The organism is Galbibacter sp. PAP.153, assembly GCF_037029175.1.
GTDB lineage: Bacteria > Bacteroidota > Bacteroidia > Flavobacteriales > Flavobacteriaceae > Galbibacter > Galbibacter pacificus.
Window position 1 is genome coordinate 145,695 of sequence record NZ_JAZEUN010000001.1, and the last position, 21,890, is coordinate 167,584.

Sequence of the window (21,890 nt, forward strand, 5' to 3'; positions counted from 1 at the left end):
TAAAAATGTTAAATTTTATCAATACATCACAAAATACTGTTTTTCAACGATTTAAATATAAATATTAATTTTATATTAAAACAAAAAAAATAATAGCGACCCTATAAATTACTGATTAACAAGATTATATACTTCGCTTTAAAGATTTATTTTGCAGAAAATGAGTCTATTTACTAAAATACTGAAAATTAACAAGTTCTGATTTTATTAACATTTTAATGATTTCCAATTTAAAGTGGACTGAAAATGAGAAAGGGATACCTAATGATACCCCCTTTTTCTTTGAAAGCATATTAACAAAATACCTCTCTTTTTATTTTAACCGATGCTTCTTTTAAAAAAACTTAATTTAGTTTTTTAAATCGAATAGCTGTTCCTCCACTGGCACCCAAATGGAGTTTTAACACATTGGAAGTGGTTACTTTTTTCTTTGAAATAGCAATAGCATCCGGGTTATGGGTTTCATCGGTTCCTTCGGAATCGGCATAAATTTGTGCTTCATAAGTGGCATTTTCGTCTAAAAAGGATAATGGAATATCAAAATCTCTAGCCTTTTCATTGGTCATGCTCCCCAGATACCAATCGTCGCTATTAATATCTTTTCTAACGGTTGTAATATATGAGCCAATTTCTCCGTTCAAAATTTTGGTATCTTCCCAATTGGTAGGTACTTCTTTTAAAAATTGAAAAGCCGGTTGTCCTTCGTAATTTTCAGGAAGATCTGCCAACATTTGTATAGGCGAAAAAACGGTTACCAACAAAGCCAATTGTTTGGCTGCTGTACTGTGCACCCGCCGTCCCGGATATCCTTGCTTTACTTCCACATCGAGAATTCCGGCGGTAAAATCCATGGGGCCCGATAAAAGCCTCGTAAATGGCAAAATGGTGGTATAACTCGGCGGATTTCCTTCGCTCCATGCATTGTATTCTTGCCCGCGTGCCCCTTCCCGGGCCATCATGTTCGGGAATGTCCTTCGTTCCCCGGTGTCTTTAATTGGTTCGTGATATAAAACGGTAAGGTGATATTCGGCCGCTTTTTCTAAAACATATCTAAAATAATTCACGCCAAATTGACCATGATGCCATTCTTTCATTTTTAACAACGAACCTACATGCCCAATTTTTACATCGTGAATACCTACTTTATTGTACAATGCAAAAGCACTGTCAATTTGCTTTAAGTAATTATCGATGTTCGAACCTGTTTCGTGGTACCCGATAATGCGAACATTATGTTTGGCAGCATAATCGGTAACCGTTTCTAAGTCGAAATTATCGGCTTCATTGGTAAAACTAAATTGATGCATGGCATTTTTGTACCAATCGGGCGTCCAACCTTTGTTCCAACCTTCAATCAATAAATGGTCTATGCCTTCTTTTTCGGCAAAATCAATATATTCCTCGGCATGTTTGGTTGTAGCTCCTTGTTTTTCCCCTTCCCAAAAAGTATATTTTCCAATATGCATCGCCCACCAAATTCCCATATATTTAAAGGGCTTTATCCAACTGGTATCTTCAATTTTATTGGGTTCGTTTAAGTTTAAAATAAGGTACGAAGTAATTAAATCAGTTGGTTTTTCACCAATTTGCAAAGTTCGCCAAGGTGTGGTAAACGATTTTGTGGTTCTCACTTTTACCCCATCTGCCCAAGGCACTAAATCGGTTTTTAAGGTTGTCTCTTTGGTATGTGCCAAAGTAGTACTTGCAAAATCTACCAAATTGGCCTCGTGAAAGCTCAATGCCAATCCGTTTTTGCTTTCTATTGTTAATGGAGTATGAACGGTATCTAACGTGCTCACCGGCGAATCTTTAAAAAGATATTCATAACGCTGCTCGCCATAAGCGGGGATCCACCATGCTTTTCCATCATCTGAAAGGCTGAAAGTGGTCAACTCGTCCATGATAAAAATGCTGTCTTTAATTCCCTGTTCCGGAAATACGTACCGAAATGCAACCCCATCGTCAAAAGCCCTGAATTCAATATTCAACTTTCGGTTCTTTGTTCCTTTTTCCTTCAATTCAACTTTTAATTCGTTGTAATGATTTCTGATCTCTTTTTTTTCACCCCAAACCTGTGTCCAGGTATTATCAAAAGATTTTTCCTCAATATTTACAATCTCAAAATTTTTATATAGAGAATCGGCATCCTTAAATACAAACCCCATTTCTGAAGGGTTTAAAACCTGTGTTTCTCCGTGCAAAACCTGGTATTGTGGAATGCCATTGTTTGATAATGAAAATGTTATTTTATTTACATTCCCGGGTGATGAAACTTCTATTGGTTTCTGTTCTTTGGCACATGCAATTAGAGCACATGCACAAATAGTGGTTATACAGTATTTTAATTTTATGAGCATAGTTTATTATTTAGTCCATTCTAACTTAAACGATGTTTTTCCTTGAAGTGGATTTGATTCAACTTCAAAAGTATTTCCGGTTTTTTCAACAGTAACAGTATGTAATTTTTCCCCTGCCGGAAGGTACACTTTCCCTTTAGCAGTTGTCGTTTCAGCAGTAGCATATATGTTAAGCTTCAACTGTGTCCAATCCATATTTTTAGTAGATTGTGCCAATTTAATATGAGGGATTACCGTTCCGTTTTTTACCAACACTACAATGGGTATTTCACCAGCTTCAATGGTATGCCAACCACTTTGGTATACTTTTTTAGTTTGATAGTCTATCCAGGTACCTTCGGGAAGGTATACTGCTCTGGATGTTTCATTTTCAAACAAAGGAGCTACCAACATGCTAGCACCAAAAAGGTATTCATTATCCACAAGCCATGCGCCCGGATCGTTTGGAAACTCTATAAAAAGAGCCCGCATCATTGGCAAGCCGTTTTCCGAACTTTCTTTGGCCTGCGTATAAATGTATGGCATTAATTCGTAACGCATGTTGTCTGCCTTTCTAAAAGCATCGAGAAAATCTTTATCGTACAACCAAGGTTCAGTTGGTGGTTCGCCATGACTTCTTACATGCGACGAAAGCATCCCGAATGGGGTCCACCTTCTATACAGATCTTCAGGAGATTTTGTAACAAATCCTCCAACATCGTGGCTCCAAAAAGAAAAACCGCTCAACCCTAATGAAAGTCCGCCGCGAAGTGTTGCAGACATTGCCGTATTGGTAGTTGCGGCATCTCCTCCCCAATGCAATGGGTAACGCTGACTTCCAGCCCAGGTACTCCGTGCCCAAATAAGCGTATATCCTTTTTCTTTTTTAGTGATTTCTGCAACTGCTTTGTTGTATCGTAACGGATATAAATTATGCTCGTAAAAACCGGTACGTCCTGAATGATAAATTCCATTTGCCGGTGCTGCTTCTCCAAAATCAACTTTAAAAACACTCACGCCCAAATCGAACAAATGTTTCAGTTTTGCCTGATACCACTCCACTGTTTTTGGGTTGGAAAAATCCAGCACGGCATCTTCATAAGGAATGTTTCCTTTTCTATCTTTTACAGCCAAACCATTATCGACAATCTCATTAAACAAGGTATTTTTGGGCGTAAAATATGGCAATTGCCACAAACATACTTCAAAACCTTCGTCTTTAAGGTCGGATAACATTTTTTTAGGATTATTGAACCTTTCTGAAGCAAACTCATAATTGTTTCTCCAATCTACATCAAACCAACCGGTGTCGAAATGAATAACATCGCTCGGAATTTTATTCTTGCGCAGTTCTTTGGCCACTTCCCTGCCCTCTTTTTCAGAAAAATAGGTAATCCTGCTCATCCAAAAACCAAACGACCATAACGGCGGCATTACAGATTTACCGGTCAAATCTGTGTACTCGTCCAAAATATCTTTAGGTTCGCCCAAAAAGATAAACAAATCGGCTTCATCGTCGCCAATCATCATTTCGTTGGCGCCACTAAAATACTTGCCGAAATCGACCGTAATTGGTGTTGAATGATGCATAAAAACACCATAACCGCGACTGCTCATGTAAAAAGGAATTGGCTTGTACATGGTTTCGTTTTGTACTCCGTTGGCATCATCTGTATATAAAACCACCTTTTCTCCACGCTTGTTGAATTGTATGAAAGATTCTCCGCAACCAAAGATTTTCTCATCCGGTTGAAGCGAAAAAACCGCCGCCATGCTTCGGGAATAATCGCTGTTCCTTCTTACATAAGAAAATGGCAGCACCGGTGTGTATGTATTGGTTACATCTGTATTGTGCAAAGTACTGGTTAAAAGTTTTCCTTTTCCGTCATAAATCTTAACATGCCAAGGGTTTTCAATAATTACGACTTTTCCGTTTTCATTGGAATATTGATAACCGCCCTCTATTTTTTTATACGTCCATGCATCGGGATTGTTGGGTGCTTTTCCATTAACCAACATCAACGATTCTTCCTGCGGATGAAATTGCGGTCCCGATGTCATTTTTATACGAATTGTTCTATCTGACACAAACTGAATTTGAAATGGCAAATGTGGTGCCGCCTCATATTCGGTGGCCGGAAATTCGTTTGCCGGAACCGTATCTGGTTTCATCAGCATATTGTTGAATGCTTGCCTACTTTGGTATTGGTACCTTTTATATTCAAGGGTTCCCTTCCCCGATTTGGGATCGAAATCTGTTAAATGATCTGCAAAATAAAACGTGTTTTCGTAATTATAAAAATCTTTGCTTATATCGATCGGCGCATTCAATACATCGGCATGTTGTATTTGCGCATCGGTTTTGGTAAACATCAGCAAGGCAAGAACACTTCCTGCAATGTACTTGTAGATACTACTCTTTTTAATATGATATTCTCTTTTCATTGTTTTTAGTTAATTGTGCGCTCGTTTTTTAGTTGAGTTGAATATTGATGGTTGCTTCTTTTAAACCCGGTGACGTAGCTGTAAACTTTACTGTTGATGCTTTATCTCCGGCTTGAACAATTACCAAACATTTTCCATTCAATGCACTATGTTTTGTTCCTTTAAATGATTCGTGATTGGTTGGGTCGCCACTGGAAACGCCCACAATTTTGCCATCTCCTTCCAACTTAAAAGAAATTTTATTATTGGCCGTAGGAACAAATATGCCCTTGTTATCTTGAATGTCTACCGTAATGAAAGAAAGGTCCTTTCCGTCGGCTTTAATGGTATTTCTATCGGCATGCAATTTTAACTGCGCCGCTTTTCCGGCAGTTTTAATTTCTTTTTCCATAACAACTGCTCCATTTTTTCTAGAAATTGCTTTTAACGTGCCCGCTTCAAAAGGAACGCGCCACATAACATGAAGATCGTCTCCTTCTTTGCGCTTCGTTCCTAAAGATTTTCCATTTAAAAAGAGCTCTACCTCATCAGCATGATTGTAATATGCCCAAACATCCACTGTTTGACCTTCTTTCCAGTTCCAATGCGGAAATAAATGCAACACGGTTTTATCGGTCCATTCGCTTTGGTACATATAATACACATCTTTTGGGAAACCTGCCAAGTCTACAATTCCAAAATACGAGCTTCTGGAAGGCCAAGTGTATGGCGTAGGTTCGCCTATGTAATCAAACCCTGTCCAGATGTACATTCCGGAAAGATAGTCGTGTTTTTTAATGATTTTCCAAGCCGTTTCGTGCAACGAACCCCAAGGCGCCCTTACTTGATCGAAAGAAGAAACCGTATTGTCCGGATTTCCTTCCGTAAAAACCTTGTCCCAGCGCACGGGCCATATTTTGGTGGTATCCGAAGGAAAATCATAATGTCCCCTTGTCTGCAAAGTCGAGGTGGTTTCGGTGGCAATAAAAGGTGTATTCGGGAAATTCTTTTGATGCTGGGCATACGTTTGATGCGCATAATTGTACCCAATAATATCCAACGCACCCGATCCTGCCAAAGCATTGGGTTCGGCTGCCGTATCTTCAAACTGAAGGGTTACTTCCTTATTTTTTATATGGATTGGAGGATTCATTCCCGCTGTTACCAAGCGTGTTGTATCAAGGGTTTTTACAATTTTTGATAATTCCCTTCCTATTTCTGCACCACGTTCGTTCCATTGTTCCGGAATCTCATTTCCGATGCTCCACATAAAAATGCTGGGGTGGTTACGGTCTCTTAAAATTTGGGCTTCCAAATCTTTTTTATGCCATTCTTCCCAAACATTTCCATAATCGAATTTAGTTTTGCTTCGCTCCCACATATCAAAAGCTTCGTCCATAACGATAAAGCCCATTTCATCGCATAAATTCAAAAGTTCGGGTGCCGGTGGATTGTGGGAAGTCCTAATTCCATTTACCCCCATTTCTTTTAGAATTTCTAATTGACGCTCGATAGCACGAGTATTGATGGCTGCTCCTAAAGGTCCCAAATCGTGGTGCATACACACACCTTTTATTTTTGTTTGCTTTCCGTTTAGCATAAAACCTTTATCCAGATCGAATTTAAAGCTTCTTACCCCAAAATTTGTTTTGTATTGGTCTATCAATTCGCCATCAACAAAAATTTCGGTATATGCCCGATACAAATGTGGATGCGCGTCCGACCATAGTTTGGGAGCATCTAAAAGGATATTTTGAGTTATTTTTTGGTTTTGACCCGCACCAATGGCAAACGCTTCCTTAATGGTTTTAACCATAGTATTTGCGTCGAAAATACGTGTACGCAACATGGCAGTTTTTTCTTGCCTATCTGAATTTTGAACAGCAGTTTCTATTTTAACAACTGCGCTGTCTTTAGACACTTTTGGAGTGGTAATGTACGTTCCCCAAATATCCACATGAAGTTTTGCGGTTGTTTTTAACCACACATTTCGGTATATGCCCGAACCAGAATACCAACGTGAATTTGGTTGTTTGGAGTTGTCTACTTTTACAAGAATCACGTTTTTAGTTTTTCCGTAATTCAAAAAAGGTGTCAGGTTGTATTCAAACCCGATATATCCATTTGGCCTTTTTCCAAGATAATGCCCATTGATCCAAACTTGGCTATTGCTGTAAACTCCATCAAAAACAATAGAGATTAATTTATTTTTACCGCTTTCATCAATAGAAAATTCCTTTTTATACCATCCCAAACCTCCAGAAAGATAGCCTCCGCCATGACCTGTCGGGCTGTTTTCGTCAAAAAGCTTTTCAATACTCCAATCGTGTGGCAGGTTTAGTGTACGCCATTCTGTTGTTTCAGAAATTGTATCGTTATCACGAATACTATCGTTTAAATAAAAACTCCATTTATCGTTAAAGTCGGCTTTTCTATCAAAGTCCAACGCTTCGTTTTTTAATGAAGAATTGCATGCGCCGAACAACCCGACGCATGCAATATAAAAAGCTAACTTAAACTTTCTGTTTAAAAATAATTGCATTGTTTATATATCTATAGTTACAACAGCAAGGAAAGTAACATACGCTACTCTCCTTCTGTAATTTAAAATAATGCCTTACGGAATGATGTAATGGAAAACCAACCATTCGTCGCTATCTGGATTATAACTGGTACCAAACCAAATACCTTGCGTGTCAAAATCGTCAAACGCTTTAACAACTGTAATTGTATTGGTAGTTGGGTTCATCCAATGTCCTTCATTTTGAATTAAGGTTTCGCCATCTAAAGTAATTTCGTTGGTTGCCTCGTTAATGGTAAACGTACCGGAAGTTTCTACGCCATCTTGATTTCGGGTATACGTTTGTGTCCCGTTCCATTGATCGAAACGAATCCAAGAATTGGATGCAATGGCCGCCCAATTATCGTCCCATCCCCAACTATACGAACTGGTATGGTCTACCGTCCAACCGGCACCAGAAGCCAGCCAATCTAGAGGGTTTCCGTTTCCATCGAGCTCCCAAATCCTGCCCGAACCAATACCGCCTGTTAGCATTTCAAGCAATTCACCGGGCTCGAAAGTAGGCTCAAAGCCTTCATCAACTTCAGGCTCTGTTTCTTCCGGAACATAGTTATCGGCATATTCTTTAGAGACATAATTCCATATATACCACCATTCGCCTTCATCATTGGTCCGCAAAGTGGCTATTCGCAACTGGTCTTCTGTCAATGTCAATATTTTAAGATTATTATTCCAATTGCTTACATTCTGAATAAAATTATCCGGTCTTAAAATAGTGGCATCGGTAGTTGTTAAGGTATGTACTTCCTTGTCTAAATAGTACGTCCCGCTTTCTAATTCATTTCCTTCGCTATCGTGTGTGGTCATGTACGGTCCTCCAATTAAGCTAAAGGTCATGTAATTTCCCCAATGCATATCTTCATCTGTACTTCCGTTTGCATTACCTTCGGGTTCCCAGTTTGGCGTAAAATCGTTCCATTCTACAACTCCAGACGGGTCTGCATACGACATTGCCCCGGGAGCCAACCCATATTGGCCGTTATCAAAAACCCATGACTTTTCATGTCCGGGCCCTCCAGATAAAAATATCCAAAGTTCGTCGTTTACATAATTCAGGTTGTCTTGTGTTACCGAAACAGTTACCGGATCTGCATCCACCAAACCGCCATCGGTCATTGCCGAAAACTGGATGGTATAATCGCCTGCAAAAGCAAAATGAATGGTATCCACGGCCCTATTGGAGCGTCCTGTTCCATAATTCCATACAGGCACCGTTTCTGGAGTATTATTGGTGAGAATTACTGTATTACCCCCTTCGTCTATGGAATAATCCTGCTCAATGGTATATTGAAGTTCAGATGGGTCTAATTTATCCCCCAGGCTATTTTCATGATCATCGCACGAAGCAAAAAATGCCGCAATGCACAATACCATGAGACCAAATTTATATATAGTTTTCATTTTTCTATTTTTTAAATTTAATAATTACCATCCTGTGTTTTGCTTCAAAACATTGTTTGATAATGTAATTTGCGTATTTGGTATTTGTTGCAAACCTTCTGTGGTTTGAATATTTCCTGCCGAAATGGTTTTCTCGGTCGTTACTCCACCATTTAAAACAGTAGTGCTTGTTGCCAAGGTTGAGGCTGCTGTGCTTACTCCTTGGCGAAGCAGATCCCAATACCTGATGCCTTCCATGGCAAACTCTTTGTGTCGTTCCTTCATTATGTTGGTTTTGTTTGCCGTTAGCGAAACAAAATTATCTCCAAGGGCCCTTTGCCTTACTTCATCAAAGTATTGTTGTGCATTGGAGCTTCCCAGTTCTGCGGCCATCAATAAAACATCGGCATAACGCATTACGTAATAATCTTGAAACTGGCCTATTTGAAAATTGAGTGCGCCTAATTGTTCTGCTACGCTTCCCAGGTTTCCGTCTTCATCATAATCCGTCATCGGACTGTACTTTTTGTTGTAATAACCGGTATATTCCCTTTGTTTGTCCTGATTTTCAAATGGAATTTCATCTTCATCAATGGCAATTATGGTGGCTGCTCTCCTTGCGTCGCCTTCTTCATATAAATTATACAATTCCGGGTTCACGGTAACTCCCCATCCCCTTCCAAAAGGATAATAATCAAATTCACGCATACCGAACATTACCATCCAGTGGTTTCCATCAGTATTCCCATCATAATCACTTGTATAGGTGAATTTTATTGAAAAAACAATTTCCTTGTTATTCTCTCCTTCAAAATTTTCAACGGAAGCAGCAGGCCATAAAGTACTAAAATCGTCTACCAAACCATGACCGCTTTGCGCTATGACATCTTCTAATTGTGCCAATGCTGAAGATTGATTAACCAAACCAACCAAGTCTGAAGCTCCATAATATCCTGTATAATACAGGTAAACTCGTGCCAACATTGATTTTGCTGCCCATTTGGTAACCCTACCGGCCTGAACCGAAGTGTAAGGCTCAGACGACATATTTTCTGAAGCAAAAAGCAAATCTTGAGCAATTACCGCATAAATTTCTTCGGGTGCAGATTGTGGAATGTTCTCATCTGAAGGTTCGGTTAATAATGGAACTTGACCAAACAAGCGCACCAAATCGAAATATAAATAGGCCCTAATGAACCGGGCTTCCGATTCGTATGTTAATTGTAACTCTTCATTTCCAGACCAATCAATTTGATCCATTTTTTGAAGCAAGGTGTTGCACCTAAAGATGGCCTGATAGTATTTTATCCAAGTATCGTTGTACAAATCTACATCAGACGGTGACCTGCTCACATCAAACTCATCCAACATTTGGTAGCCAAATCCATCTGAGTTCCCTGTTCCTCCAAAACAATCGTCTGATAATACTTCGGAAGCAATCGGGAACGACAATCCCGATGCGCCCACTGCTATCTGCATTCCGTCGTAACATCCAACAAGTGCATCGTATGCATCTCCCGGATTTTGATAAAAGCTGTCGCTTGTAAGCTCTGTCATTGGTTCTGTGTCCAGATAATCCTTGGTACAGGAACCCAATATCAACATTGCTAATGTTATTGTGTATATGCTAAGTTTTTTCATTTTTTTAGAATTTAATGTTTAGTCCCATCATATATGTTGTTGGACGTGGGTAATATCCAACATCTACGCCTGAAGAAAAGTTGTATTCGTCTGAAGAAACTCCAAACCCAACTTCAGGATCCATCCCGTTATAATTGCTAAACGTATATAAGTTCAATACAGAAAAGTAAACCCTAAGCTGGCTGGCAAAAAAGTTTTCTTTGTTCACTCCTTTGGCGATATCGTAACCAAGTGTTACATTATTAATTCTAAAGAAATCGCCGTCTTTTACATAAATATCAGAGAATTTGGTATAGTTTCTATTATCCAGCGTTAATCTTGGAAGCGTATTCGACGATCCCGGCCCATGCCAACGGTCTAAAAATTCTGCCGTGTAAGTGCCGTAGGCACCCGACATATTTCTGTACGACTGCACCAATTGATTTCCGGCAACGCCACTTGTTTGCACCGAGAAATCGAGTGCTTTGTAATTGGCACCAAGAGAAATACCATAGGTTAAATCGGGGTTTGGATTACCAATTTGTGTTTTATCGCTTACATCAATAACCCCATCTCCGTTTCTATCTACATATTTTAAATCTCCCGGTACAGCTGTAGGCTGAATAACTGTTCCATCTGTATTTCTATAGTTTTGAACGTCTTCTTCGGTTTGAAAAACACCATCGGTTTCATACCCCCAGAAATATCCTAGCGGATGGCCATTTTCGGCCCTATAAAATTCTGGTGAATTGTCCCAAAGTTGTGCTGTTTCACCATGAATAATGCCGTCTTCAGTAGGAATACTTCCTACTTCATTTTGGTTATAGGCTCCGTTAATTCCAATGTTGTAAGAAAAATCTTCACCAATTTGGTCTCTAAAGGCAAGTGCCAGTTCAACCCCACGGTTGGTTACATCTCCTCCATTAATCCATTTGTTCTCAACTCCGGAAGTTGGTAAAACAGGAATACTGATTAACCAATCTTTGGTTGTTTTTTCGTACCAGTCGAAATTAACGGTCAACTTTGATTGAAAAAACCTGGCATCAAAACCAATATCCAATTGTTCTGAAGTTTCCCAAGTAAGTGCCGGATTTGCTAATCTGTTCGGGTAAGCTCCCGGTGTTAACACTGCTTCTTCGTTTCCAAAAATGTAATTTGTGTATCGATAAGTAACCGGGGCCAAATACTGAAAGTTCCCAACATTTTGATTACCTACTTGCCCCCAGCTTGCTCTTAATTTAAAGTAACTTAACCAATTGCTTGCGCTGTCCATAAAGTTCTCGTTGGTAACAATCCATCCACCTGAAACAGACGGAAAATACCCCCAACGGTTTCCATTGGCAAAATTAGACGAGCCATCGGCCCTAAAGGTAACATTCAATAAATAGGTTTCTTTAAAGTTATAGTTTAACCTTCCAAAATACGACATACGCTTCACTTGGGCATCAGGGCCGCCCTGTAAGGTTATTTGCGCCCCTTCGGTATTAGTGGCATTGCTTAGCCAGGCATGTTCCAGATCGTCAAAGACTAAATTTACATTACTTCCGTACATCGAAACCCCTTCATAATTAAAAGAGGAAGACCCCAACATGGTCTCGAAATGGTGATTACTGTCAATATCAAAAGTATAGGTCAATAAATTATCCCAAATAAGGGTTTTACCTTCATTCATACTTTGTGTCGCCGTGGTAAAGTTGTTGAAGTTGTAAGATGACAATTCATAAATAGGGCTAAACGAATGCCCTTGTGAAGAAAAATAATCCAATCCTAAACTGGTTCTGAACTTTAAATTTTTCAGCAATTCAAATTCCATGTATACATTTCCCAATAACTTTTGGGTTTCATTCCTGTTTTGGTTCCCATAGATCATTGAAGCATACGGATTTGACATTCCTGCCAACCAAACTTCAGCATCATCAGCTGTGTTGTAATAATTACCATCTGCATCATACATCGGGATCAACGGATTGGCCTGAAAAGCCCCGCGCAATGCATTATTGTATTGATTACCTACGCCAATACCATTATTTTTGATATATGCAAAACTTAAATTCTCCCCAAACGTTACCCTGTCGTTATAAAATTTATGTTCTGAATTAAACCGGAAGTTGTAACGTTCGTAATTAGACAAATCGGCACCGCCAACAACACCCTCCTGATTGGTATAAGACAATGAAGAAGAATACGTAGAGGCATCGCTCCCCCCGGTTAGGCCCAATGTATAGTTTTCGGTTTTTGCGGTAGCGAACATTTCGTCCATCCAATTGGTACCTTCTCCCATTTGGTCGATATCGGCATTGCTAAAAATCGGGGAGCTTCCCGAGTTGATTGCCTCCTCATTCATTAAAGTTGCATATTCGGTTGCATTTAGCATATCAATTTTTCTCGTTACTTCTTGCAAACCGTAATAATGATCGAACGTAATTTGTGCATGTCCTTTTTTACCCTGTTTGGTGGTTACAAGCACAACACCATTTGCTGCCTGCGAGCCATAAATAGCGGCTGATGCGGCATCTTTTAGAATGGAGATATTTTCTATATCTGCATTGTTTAAATAAGAAATATCGTTGGTCAATACCCCATCTACAACATATAGCGGAGCATTATTTCCCGTTGAGCCCAAACCACGGATAACCACATTGAGCCCTTCGCCGGGTTGCCCGGAAGTTGACGTAATCTGTACCCCGGGTGTTTGTCCCTGTAGTGCCTGTAATGCATTGGTGGTGCTCTGCCTTTCTAGATCTTCTCCCGAAACTTGCAGGTTGGCACCGGTTACCAATTCTTTCTTTTGGGTTCCATAACCCACCACTACAACTTCGTCCAGTTGTTGGGTGTCTGTTGCCAAAGCGACGTTTATGGTTGACTTACCTCCTATGGAAATATTCTGGCTTACAAACCCAATATAACTAAATTGTAATGTAGCATCTGCTGATGCATTGATTGTGTAATTCCCATCAAAATCTGTAGTGGTACCGTTATTGGTACCAACAACTACAACATTTGCACCGGGAATTGGCATTCCATCTTCTGCAGAAGTTATTGTTCCCGTAATTGTTCCGCTTTGTGCGTGAGCATAGCCCATTTGAAAAAGCAGAACAAAGAAGAACAATACAACTTTTAGAAAATGATTTTCTAAAAATCGATTTGATTGTTTTTCCATAATAAAAATTGTTAGTTTTAATTAATTAGCTAAATAGCACAGGCTGTTATTTTTACAATGTTTGCCATGTACATAATTATTGTTGTGTCTCCTTATTATAATTGTAAATTTTACATTAATAATTTTAGACAAAATAAATTGACCAGCACCGTACCTATTTCACGGTGGGCAAACCCATTTTAATATTTAAAATTTTATTATATAGATATTTACAGCTACATACAAAACCAGTCAAAGATGCTTCGTTATGTGGCCATAAATGTTATACTTTAAACCAAAAAATGTATTATTTTGGATTTAAAGTTGTCGAAGGTTTAATGACAATTAAAAAATGTCATGTTACGGTATGCTAATATGCCCTATGACGAATTAGCAAAACTTGATTTTAGTTGTTTTTCCATAATAAATAATTGTTAGTTTTTAATTAATCAGCTATATAGCATTGGCAATAATTTGCTCGTATAATTCTTGTTTGCCACTTAATTGTTGTGGTTCTCCGTTGGAAATGGCTATTTGGCTTAACGCCTCCAAGGTTAGTTGCCCTTTTTCAAATTTGGCACCGTTTCCACCGTCAAAACTTTGGTAACGTTGCAATCTCAACTTTTTATAGTTTGTATCGTTTAAAATTTTATCAGCACATATAAGTCCGCGCGCAAAAGCATCCATTCCGGCAATGTGTGCGATGAATTTATCTTCCAGATCGGTAGAGTTTCTGCGCACTTTGGCATCGAAGTTTATTCCCCCTTTTTTGATACCGCCACCTTGTAGTATTACCAACATGGCTTCTGTAATCTCGTAAGTGTTTAATGGAAACTGATCTGTATCCCATCCATTTTGATAATCTCCCCTGTTTGCATCGATACTGCCCAACAATCCATTATCTACAGCCACTTGAAGTTCGTGCTCAAAAGTATGTCCCGCCAATGTTGCATGGTTTACTTCTAAATTCAGTTTAAAATCTTTTTCCAAACCATATTTATTGATAAAACCTATAGTTGTTGCTGCATCGTAATCGTACTGATGTTTTGTAGGCTCCATGGGTTTTGGCTCGATTAGGAATGTACCATTGAATCCCTGTTTTCTTGCATAATCCCTACAGGTGGTCAAGAACATGGCCATATGGTCGAGTTCACGTTTCATATCGGTATTCAACAAACTCATATAACCTTCCCTTCCGCCCCAAAAAACATAATTTTCGCCACCAAGGGCAATGGTTGCATCTATGGCAATTTTTGCCTGTCCGGCCGCATATGCAACCACATCGAAGTTTGGATTGGTGGCCGCTCCGTTCATGTACCTTGGATTGCTAAACAAATTGGAAGTTCCCCAAAGCAGTTTTATACCGGTTTCTTGTTGTTTTTGTTTGGCATATTCAACCATTGTTTCGATGCGCTTTTCAAATTCGGCCAAAGTAGGGGCCTCATCGACTACATCTACATCGTGAAAGCAATAAAAAGGAGTTCCAAGTTTGTCCATAAACTCAAAGGCCGCGTCCATTTTTGCCTTGGCACGGTCTATAACGTTTTCGGATTGATCCCAAGAAAAAACCTCGGTTGGCGCTCCAAAAGGATCGCCTCCTTTGTTGTTGAATGTATGCCAATATGCGGTAGCAAAACGCAAATGCTCTTTTAGTGTTTTTCCTGCCACAACTTTATTTTCGTCATACCATTTAAACGCCAATGGGTTGTCGCTTTCTTTTCCTTCAAATTTTATCTTATCGATATTCTTAAAATAGCTCATTTTTTTTAGTTGATTTATATGTTATTCTTCCAAGTTTGATATATTTCCTGATATTGACCAACCTTTTTGGTGTCGGGAGAAACCCGCTCCAAACAGGCAAGCCCACTAAAGGCCTCCTCTAGTTTTGAATAAAACCCATGTCCGTATGCAGCTCCCCTTGCCGCGCCATCGGCCCCAGAAGTATTGTACAGCTCCAAAGTTGTATTGGTGGTGTTAACAAATATCTCCCTAAAAACGGGGTTTAAAAACAGGTTTGCCTTTCCGGCCCGAACCACTTTGCCTTCCACACCAACATTGCGCATTATTTCAAAACCATAGTTCATTGCAAACACAATGCCTTCGCATGCCGCACGGACAAAATCTGCTTTTTGGTGAATATTAAAATTTAGGTTTTGAATCCCCGAAAAAGTAGGTTTGTTATTAAAAATACGTTCTACACCGTTCCCGAACGGGTAAAAACGGAGCTCGTTGCTCCCAATGGGGCTCTGTCCTGCCAATTGATTTAAAAGCTCGTAATCAATTAATTCGTCTTTAGAAACCGACATAATTTTACGGATCCACTGGTATAGAATCCCCGAACCGTTAATACATACCATTACGCCATTTCGCTTTTCTTCAAGTTGGTTATTCACATGCAAAAAGGTATTAATACGGTTGTTTGCATCGTAATCGTCTGTGCTACTTACTCCATAGATAACCGCCGAAGTACCTGCTGTTGTTGCTATTTCTCCCGGATGGAGCACGTTTAACGACAAAGCATTGTTGGGCTGGTCTCCGGCCCGGTATGTAACTTCTGTTTCTTCACTCAACCCAAGCTGTCCCGCTATTTGTTTGCTTATTTTAGCCTGTTTGCCAAAATTTGGAACCACTTCCGGTATTAATTCGGGTGAAATTTCCATGGCATTCAAGATTTCTGTGGCCAATCTATTTTCCTTAAAATTCCATAGTGCTGCTTCTGAAAGTCCAGAGGTGCTTATCTGGGCAATCCCGGTTAGTTTGGCCGCAATAAAATCTCCGGGAAGCATTGCGTATTTTATTTGAGCATATATTTCCGGTTGGTTTTCTTTTACCCATTTCAATTTTGAAGCCGTAAAGTTTCCGGGGCTTCCCAAAATTTGTTGTTGGCATTTCCCTTCTCCTATACTTTTATATGTAGTTTCCCCTATTTCGGCAGCACGGCTATCGCACCAAATAACGGAAGAACGTACCGGCTCTAAATTTTCATCGACCACCACCAACCCATGCATTTGATAGGCTATACCAATGGCTTTAATTTTCTTTGTATCTATATGATGTTCCTTGCGGATTTTTTCAATTCCTTCCTTTACATACTCCCACCACATATTGGGATCTTGTTCTGCCCAACCATATTCTGGAGCTGCCATTTCCATTTCGTGGTCCGGCACCGTTAAAGCACAAACAGAAGCATTTTTATCGGCATCAAAAACAGCCAATTTTATAGAAGAACTCCCCAAATCTATCCCTAAATAATACATGTTACAGTTCTGCTTTTTTGGTGGTTATCACAACTTTTTTCTTTATTTCCCATAGGCCTTCCATTTCCTCCAAGGTTTTTTCTTTGGTTTCAGGCACAAACTTCCATATAAATATTGCCGAAAGCACTGCCATTATTCCATATACCCAATAAGAAAATCCATGATGGAAAACTTCTGTTAAATAGGTATTGTTATTCATCATCGGGAACGTCCACGAGACAATAAGGTTGGCCAACCACTGAATTGCAACAGCCACGGCCATGGCCCCTTTTATTTTATTCGGAAAAATTTCTGAAAGCAATACCCAAGTAACCGGCCCCCACGAAACAGCAAATGCCGCTATATAAAGCAACATTAGCAATAAAGCTGGCATCCCGTTGTTTTCTGCATACAGAACAGTACCAAGGCCAATCATGCTTATGGCCATAACAATACTACCGATGAGCATTAAAATTTTTCTTCCGAACTTATCTACCGTAAAAATCGCAACAATGGTAAAAAGAAGGTTAATGGCTCCCACAATAATGGTTTGCAACATAGAGGCATCTGTTTTCATGCCCATACCTTTAAATATTTCGGGAGCATAATAAAGCACAACATTAATCCCTACAAATTGCTGAAAAACAGACAATAAAAGTCCAATAACAATAATACCCCAGCCATAGCTTAGCCAAGGGGCTTTTTTTATATTAAAAGATTTTTTTATTTCGGTTAAAATAATTGTTGCCCTGGAAGCCCCGTTATACTTTATGAGCGTATTAACCGCGGCTTCATCATTTCCTTTAAGCACTTGAAAGCGTGGCGTCTTCGGAACAAAAAACAGCAACAGTAAAAAAAGCATAGCCGGAATACATTCCGATAAAAACATATACCGCCAGCCAATGCCATTAATCCATTCTTCGGCCTGGCCCTTTACTATATAATAGTTCACGAAATAAACAATAAACATACCGCCCACAATAGCCAATTGATTGCAAGATACCAGCTTGCCACGAATATTGGCAGGAGCCATCTCGGCAATGTACAATGGTGCCAGCATACTGGCCAGCCCTACTCCTATTCCACCAATAATTCTATATAAAATAAATACGGCCAAACTGCCGGAGGGTAAAAAATTAAGAGTGTCTGGATAAGCAGAACCCAACGCCGACACAAGAAATAATATTGCAGAAAGCACCAATCCGTTTCTCCTTCCCATAGAGTTTGCAACCCTGTCTCCCAAAGCTGCACCGATTATACAACCAACCAAAGCGCTACTTACCATGAAGCCCAAAATGGAATTGGTAAGGTTTTCGGTAAGTGCATTTGCTTCTGATAAGAAATTGGAAAAAAGAAAATAGGCACCAAATATAAAAAGTACCGTCAAGCTTATAATTGCCGTTTGCTTTTTGAAAAACTTAAAGAAAAAAGAACCAAATAGCGCAAAAACAGTAATGCAGCACAAAACAATTACAGTCTTGAACTGAAAAATAATGTTTTGTGCATCGGCAGTGTTAGCCCCAATCTGTTCAATAAAGAAATTTCTTAATGCTCCTACTGCGCCAGAGATTACCGCAGTGTCATATCCAAAAAGTAGTCCGCCCAAACTGGCTACGGCAGTTATTAAATATACATTCTTGGCTTTTGAATTGGTTTGGTTCATTATAATAGTCAGTTAAACTATAACTTATAGTTAATTTGACTACAATACTAATTAATTAATTTCATTTTATCAAAATTTTAGATTTAAAAATAAATAATCGTCAATAATAAACACAATAAGGTGACGTATAGGAATTATTTTGTATATATGCAAATTGAAAACAACCGTACACAAACAATGATGGTTAAAAAATTCATCGACGAGGAATCAGGAAAAGTTATTGAAGAAAAGGTAATGAACGCCATTACTATTGACTGTGTAATATTTGGTTTCGACGAAGGCAAGCTGGAAGTTCTTTTAATAGAGCACGCAGAAGGTATTAGCAAGGGAAAATGGGGTTTACCGGGCGGTTGGATCAAAGAAGATGAAAGTATCGATGAGGCCGCAAACAGATTGTTAAGGGAACTTACCGGAATCTCTAATCTATACCTTGAGCAATTAAAAGCCTTTGGAGACCCCAAACGTTTCCCTTTGGGCAGGGTTATTACCATTGGGTATTATGCCCTGATAAAAAAAGAAGATTATGATGTAAAGGCCGGGTTTACTGCATCGGATGCGAAATGGTACAAAATGGACGATGTTAAACATTTAATATACGACCATAACGAAATTTTAAACTACAGCTTAAAGCATTTAAGGAACAGGGTACGCCAGGCACCCATTGGCTTTAACCTGCTCCCTGAAAAGTTTACGCTTTTGCAGCTTATGCAACTCTACCAGGAAATTTTAAACGTGGAATTGGACAAGCCTAACTTTAGAAGGAAAATATTGAAGATGAAACTCTTGGTAGACCTTAAGGAGAAAGAGCAAAATGTGTCGCACAGAGCTGCAAAACTCTATAAATTCGACCCGGATATTTATAAAAAACTTACCGAAAAGGGATTTAATTTTGAAATGTAGCCGACCCTAATTTTTGGCTCCCTATTCTTCCCAAACTCCAAACTTCCCTGATCGATAATCCTGAAATGCCTCCCTTATTTCCTTTTCCGTATTCATCACAAAAGGTCCTTCGGCCGCTACCGGTTCGTTAAAAGGTTTGGCATGCCCCAGTAAAATCTTGGCTTCGGTAAGTGCTTCAATGGTTAATTCTTCGGCATCGTTATTAAATTCAACCAGGTAATGCTTTTCTGTATTTTTTCCATTTACAAGTACATTTCCCTTTATTACATAAAAAATATGTTGTTTACCTTCGGTATGGTCAACGAATACGTAGCATTTTTCTTAATTTCTATGGTAGCCAAGGCAATATCGGTTAATGTATCTATTCCTCCTTTTGTGTCTTTCCACATTCCCGAAACCGCATTAATAACAACGGTTTTGTCCTTATTATCAAGCTTCGGTATGCCTTCTTTTTGGACACCTATATATTTTGGTTCCACCATTTTATATTTGGCGGGCAAATTAACCCATAATTGCAATATTTCCAGGTTACAGCCTTGCTCTTTAAATTTATCCGAAGAAACTTCTTCATGGATCAACCCTTTTCCGGCAGTCATCCACTGCACGCCTCCTGCCGTTATTGTACTTTCGTATCCATTAGAATCTTTATGTTTTATGTCGCCTTCCAGTATAAAGGTAACGGTTTCATAACCTCTGTGCGGATGCGGGCCAAAAGGCAAACCATTATTGTTTTTGCCGTATTCCTGCAACCCATGATGGTTTAAAAATAAAAAAGGATCTAAGTACATAATACTTTGCGTGGGAATTGCCCTATATGTCGCTAAATCGTCAATTGGTGCATAAACTGCTTCGTGGATTTTCTATATAGTCCTCATGAAAGTTTTTTTAGGGTTATAAATTTAAGGATTATTTTCAACAAAAAAAGGGACTAAAATAATTTTAATCCCTTTTGTTCAACCAATTATATATAGATTTATTTTCCGTTAAAAAGTATCATCACCCCAATTACAATGGCAATTATAAGTACAGATACCAAAATATCGATCCAATTATAACTGTTTTTATTGTTATTTTTTTCTTCTTCTGAAATGGTATTGAACGTAAGGTTTTCTACTTTTTCTTCTGAAGGAGCCTTACTGAGCAAGCTTACAACAATAGTGAGTATTACACAAAAAAGGAAGAACCATGCGCCAAAGGTCAAAAAGTTCATATCGCCCAATTTGAAAAGGAATCCGTTGGGGTCCAGCGAACCTTTTACCAGTTCTAAAATGATGCGAATAGCGCCCACAACAAAACCGGTAATTAAGGTAATAAATGCCCCTTGTGCATTGATGCGCTTATGGAAAATCCCCAATAAAAAAACTGCCGTAATCGGTGGAGAAATATACGATTGTACTTTTTGAAGATATTCGTATAAAACTCCCGATATATTTGCCATGATGGGGATCCAGATAATTCCGATAACGACCACAATTACGGTAGCAATCTGTCCGGTTCTTACCAGTTTTTTCTCGGGCGTATCCGGCTTTAATTTCTTATAAATATCAACGGTAAAAAGTGTTGAACACGAATTAAATACCGATGCCAACGAACTCATAAGCGCGGCAAGCAAGCCTGCTGCTACCAAGCCACGCAACCCGGAAGGCAATAAATTGCTCATTAAAACCGGAAACGCCTCATCGGGGGTATCCCATTCCAGTTCGCCCCTCATTTTTAAAGTAAGCGCAATAACCCCGGGGATTAAAAATAAAAATACAGGAAGCAGTTTAAGCAGGGCGCCAAAAATGGTCCCCCGCCTCCCTTCTTTTATATTTTTGGCCGTTAAGGTACGCTGAACAATGTATTGGTCGGTGCACCAATACCAAATTCCCACAATAGTGCTTGTTATAAACAGTGTTGGCCAAGGAAATTCGGGATCGGATGCCGAACGCCACATATTTAAATATTCTGGGGTAACGGTCTCCTTCATACTCTCCCAGCCGCCAACATGATCCAGACCAATAATTGTTAATGCCGCTGCGCCTATTACCAATACAATGGCCTGCAAGGTTTCGGTGTAAACAACGGCACGCATTCCGCCAACAACGGTATACAGGCCCGTTAAAACCACCGTTGAAAGGGCCCCTGTCCAAAAATCAATGCCCAAAAGAGCCGAAACCACTATTCCCCCGGCATAAATAGTCACCGAAATTTTGGTAAGGACATAAGCTATAATGGAAAAAACCGAAAGCACCCAACGCGAACGCGCATCAAAACGCTTTTCTAAAAATTCGGGCATGGTAAATACGCCGCTACGGGCATAAAAAGGCAGGAATACCCAACCGAGAATTAATACCACCCAAGCTTGGATTTCGTAAATAAGCATTGGCAGTTTGTTTCCAGCCCCGGCACCGGCCAGACCAACAACGTGTTCCGAACCAATATTGGAGGCAAAAATAGAAGCACCAACAACAAACCAGCCCACATTACGGCCGGCAAGAAAGTAATCTTCTGTGTTGTTTTGTTTTTTTCTGATGATCCATATTGCAATCCCAACCAAAATCAAGAAATAAAAAGCAATACAAATCCAATCGAGTGTATCTAAAGTTTTCATTTTTAAGTTATAACAAGT

General features: G+C 39.3%; 13 protein-coding genes. 1 reads left to right on the plus strand and 12 read right to left on the minus strand.

What is annotated here, in order from left to right; all coding sequences use genetic code 11:
• Positions 1 to 344: 344 nt before the first annotated feature.
• From UXI14_RS00495 to xylE, 9 genes are all read right to left on the minus strand, one after another.
• Positions 345 to 2,357: a glycoside hydrolase family 97 protein gene (locus UXI14_RS00495; RefSeq protein ID WP_335964315.1), complete on the minus strand. Its 2,013-nt coding sequence runs from the start codon at positions 2,355 to 2,357 to the stop codon at positions 345 to 347.
• Between the two features lie 6 nt (positions 2,358 to 2,363).
• The gene (locus UXI14_RS00500) at positions 2,364 to 4,709 is read right to left on the minus strand and encodes a TIM-barrel domain-containing protein (RefSeq protein ID WP_335964374.1); all 2,346 of its coding nucleotides are present in this window, start codon (positions 4,707 to 4,709) and stop codon (positions 2,364 to 2,366) included.
• 100 nt (positions 4,710 to 4,809) lie between these two features.
• The gene (gene galB, locus UXI14_RS00505; RefSeq protein WP_335964316.1) at positions 4,810 to 7,302 is read right to left on the minus strand and encodes a beta-galactosidase GalB; all 2,493 of its coding nucleotides are present in this window, start codon (positions 7,300 to 7,302) and stop codon (positions 4,810 to 4,812) included.
• 75 nt (positions 7,303 to 7,377) lie between these two features.
• On the minus strand, positions 7,378 to 8,742 hold the full coding sequence (locus tag UXI14_RS00510) for a hypothetical protein (RefSeq protein WP_335964317.1): 1,365 nt from the start codon (positions 8,740 to 8,742) through the stop codon (positions 7,378 to 7,380).
• 24 nt (positions 8,743 to 8,766) lie between these two features.
• The gene (locus UXI14_RS00515; protein ID WP_335964318.1) at positions 8,767 to 10,362 is read right to left on the minus strand and encodes a RagB/SusD family nutrient uptake outer membrane protein; all 1,596 of its coding nucleotides are present in this window, start codon (positions 10,360 to 10,362) and stop codon (positions 8,767 to 8,769) included.
• A gap of 4 nt (positions 10,363 to 10,366) precedes the next feature.
• Entirely contained in the window at positions 10,367 to 13,501 is a 3,135-nt protein-coding gene (locus UXI14_RS00520; RefSeq protein WP_335964319.1) for a TonB-dependent receptor, read from the minus strand.
• A gap of 432 nt (positions 13,502 to 13,933) precedes the next feature.
• Positions 13,934 to 15,241, minus strand: a complete 1,308-nt coding sequence (gene xylA / locus UXI14_RS00525; RefSeq protein WP_335964320.1) for a xylose isomerase — start codon at positions 15,239 to 15,241, stop codon at positions 13,934 to 13,936.
• 14 nt (positions 15,242 to 15,255) lie between these two features.
• Complete coding sequence (locus UXI14_RS00530; protein ID WP_335964321.1) at positions 15,256 to 16,737, minus strand: FGGY family carbohydrate kinase; 1,482 nt, start codon at positions 16,735 to 16,737, stop codon at positions 15,256 to 15,258.
• A gap of 1 nt (position 16,738) precedes the next feature.
• The gene (xylE, locus tag UXI14_RS00535) at positions 16,739 to 18,379 is read right to left on the minus strand and encodes a D-xylose transporter XylE (RefSeq protein WP_335964322.1); all 1,641 of its coding nucleotides are present in this window, start codon (positions 18,377 to 18,379) and stop codon (positions 16,739 to 16,741) included.
• A gap of 180 nt (positions 18,380 to 18,559) precedes the next feature.
• Here xylE and UXI14_RS00540 point away from each other — a divergent pair, with 180 nt between their 5' ends.
• A complete protein-coding gene (locus UXI14_RS00540; RefSeq protein WP_335964375.1) occupies positions 18,560 to 19,279 on the plus strand; it encodes an NUDIX domain-containing protein in 720 nt (239 codons plus the stop codon).
• 21 nt (positions 19,280 to 19,300) lie between these two features.
• On the opposite strand, the gene UXI14_RS00545 is transcribed toward UXI14_RS00540, so the two are convergent.
• The 3 genes from UXI14_RS00545 to UXI14_RS00555 form a co-directional block, all read right to left on the minus strand.
• Positions 19,301 to 19,555, minus strand: coding sequence for a pirin-like C-terminal cupin domain-containing protein (locus UXI14_RS00545; protein WP_335964376.1), 255 nt, complete (start codon positions 19,553 to 19,555; stop codon positions 19,301 to 19,303).
• On the minus strand, positions 19,543 to 20,067 hold the full coding sequence (locus tag UXI14_RS00550; RefSeq protein WP_335964323.1) for a pirin family protein: 525 nt from the start codon (positions 20,065 to 20,067) through the stop codon (positions 19,543 to 19,545). The genes UXI14_RS00545 and UXI14_RS00550 overlap by 13 nt, the downstream gene beginning before the upstream one ends.
• Positions 20,068 to 20,252: 185 nt before the next feature.
• Positions 20,253 to 21,872, minus strand: coding sequence for a sodium:solute symporter (locus UXI14_RS00555; protein WP_335964324.1), 1,620 nt, complete (start codon positions 21,870 to 21,872; stop codon positions 20,253 to 20,255).
• Positions 21,873 to 21,890: the final 18 nt, after the last annotated feature.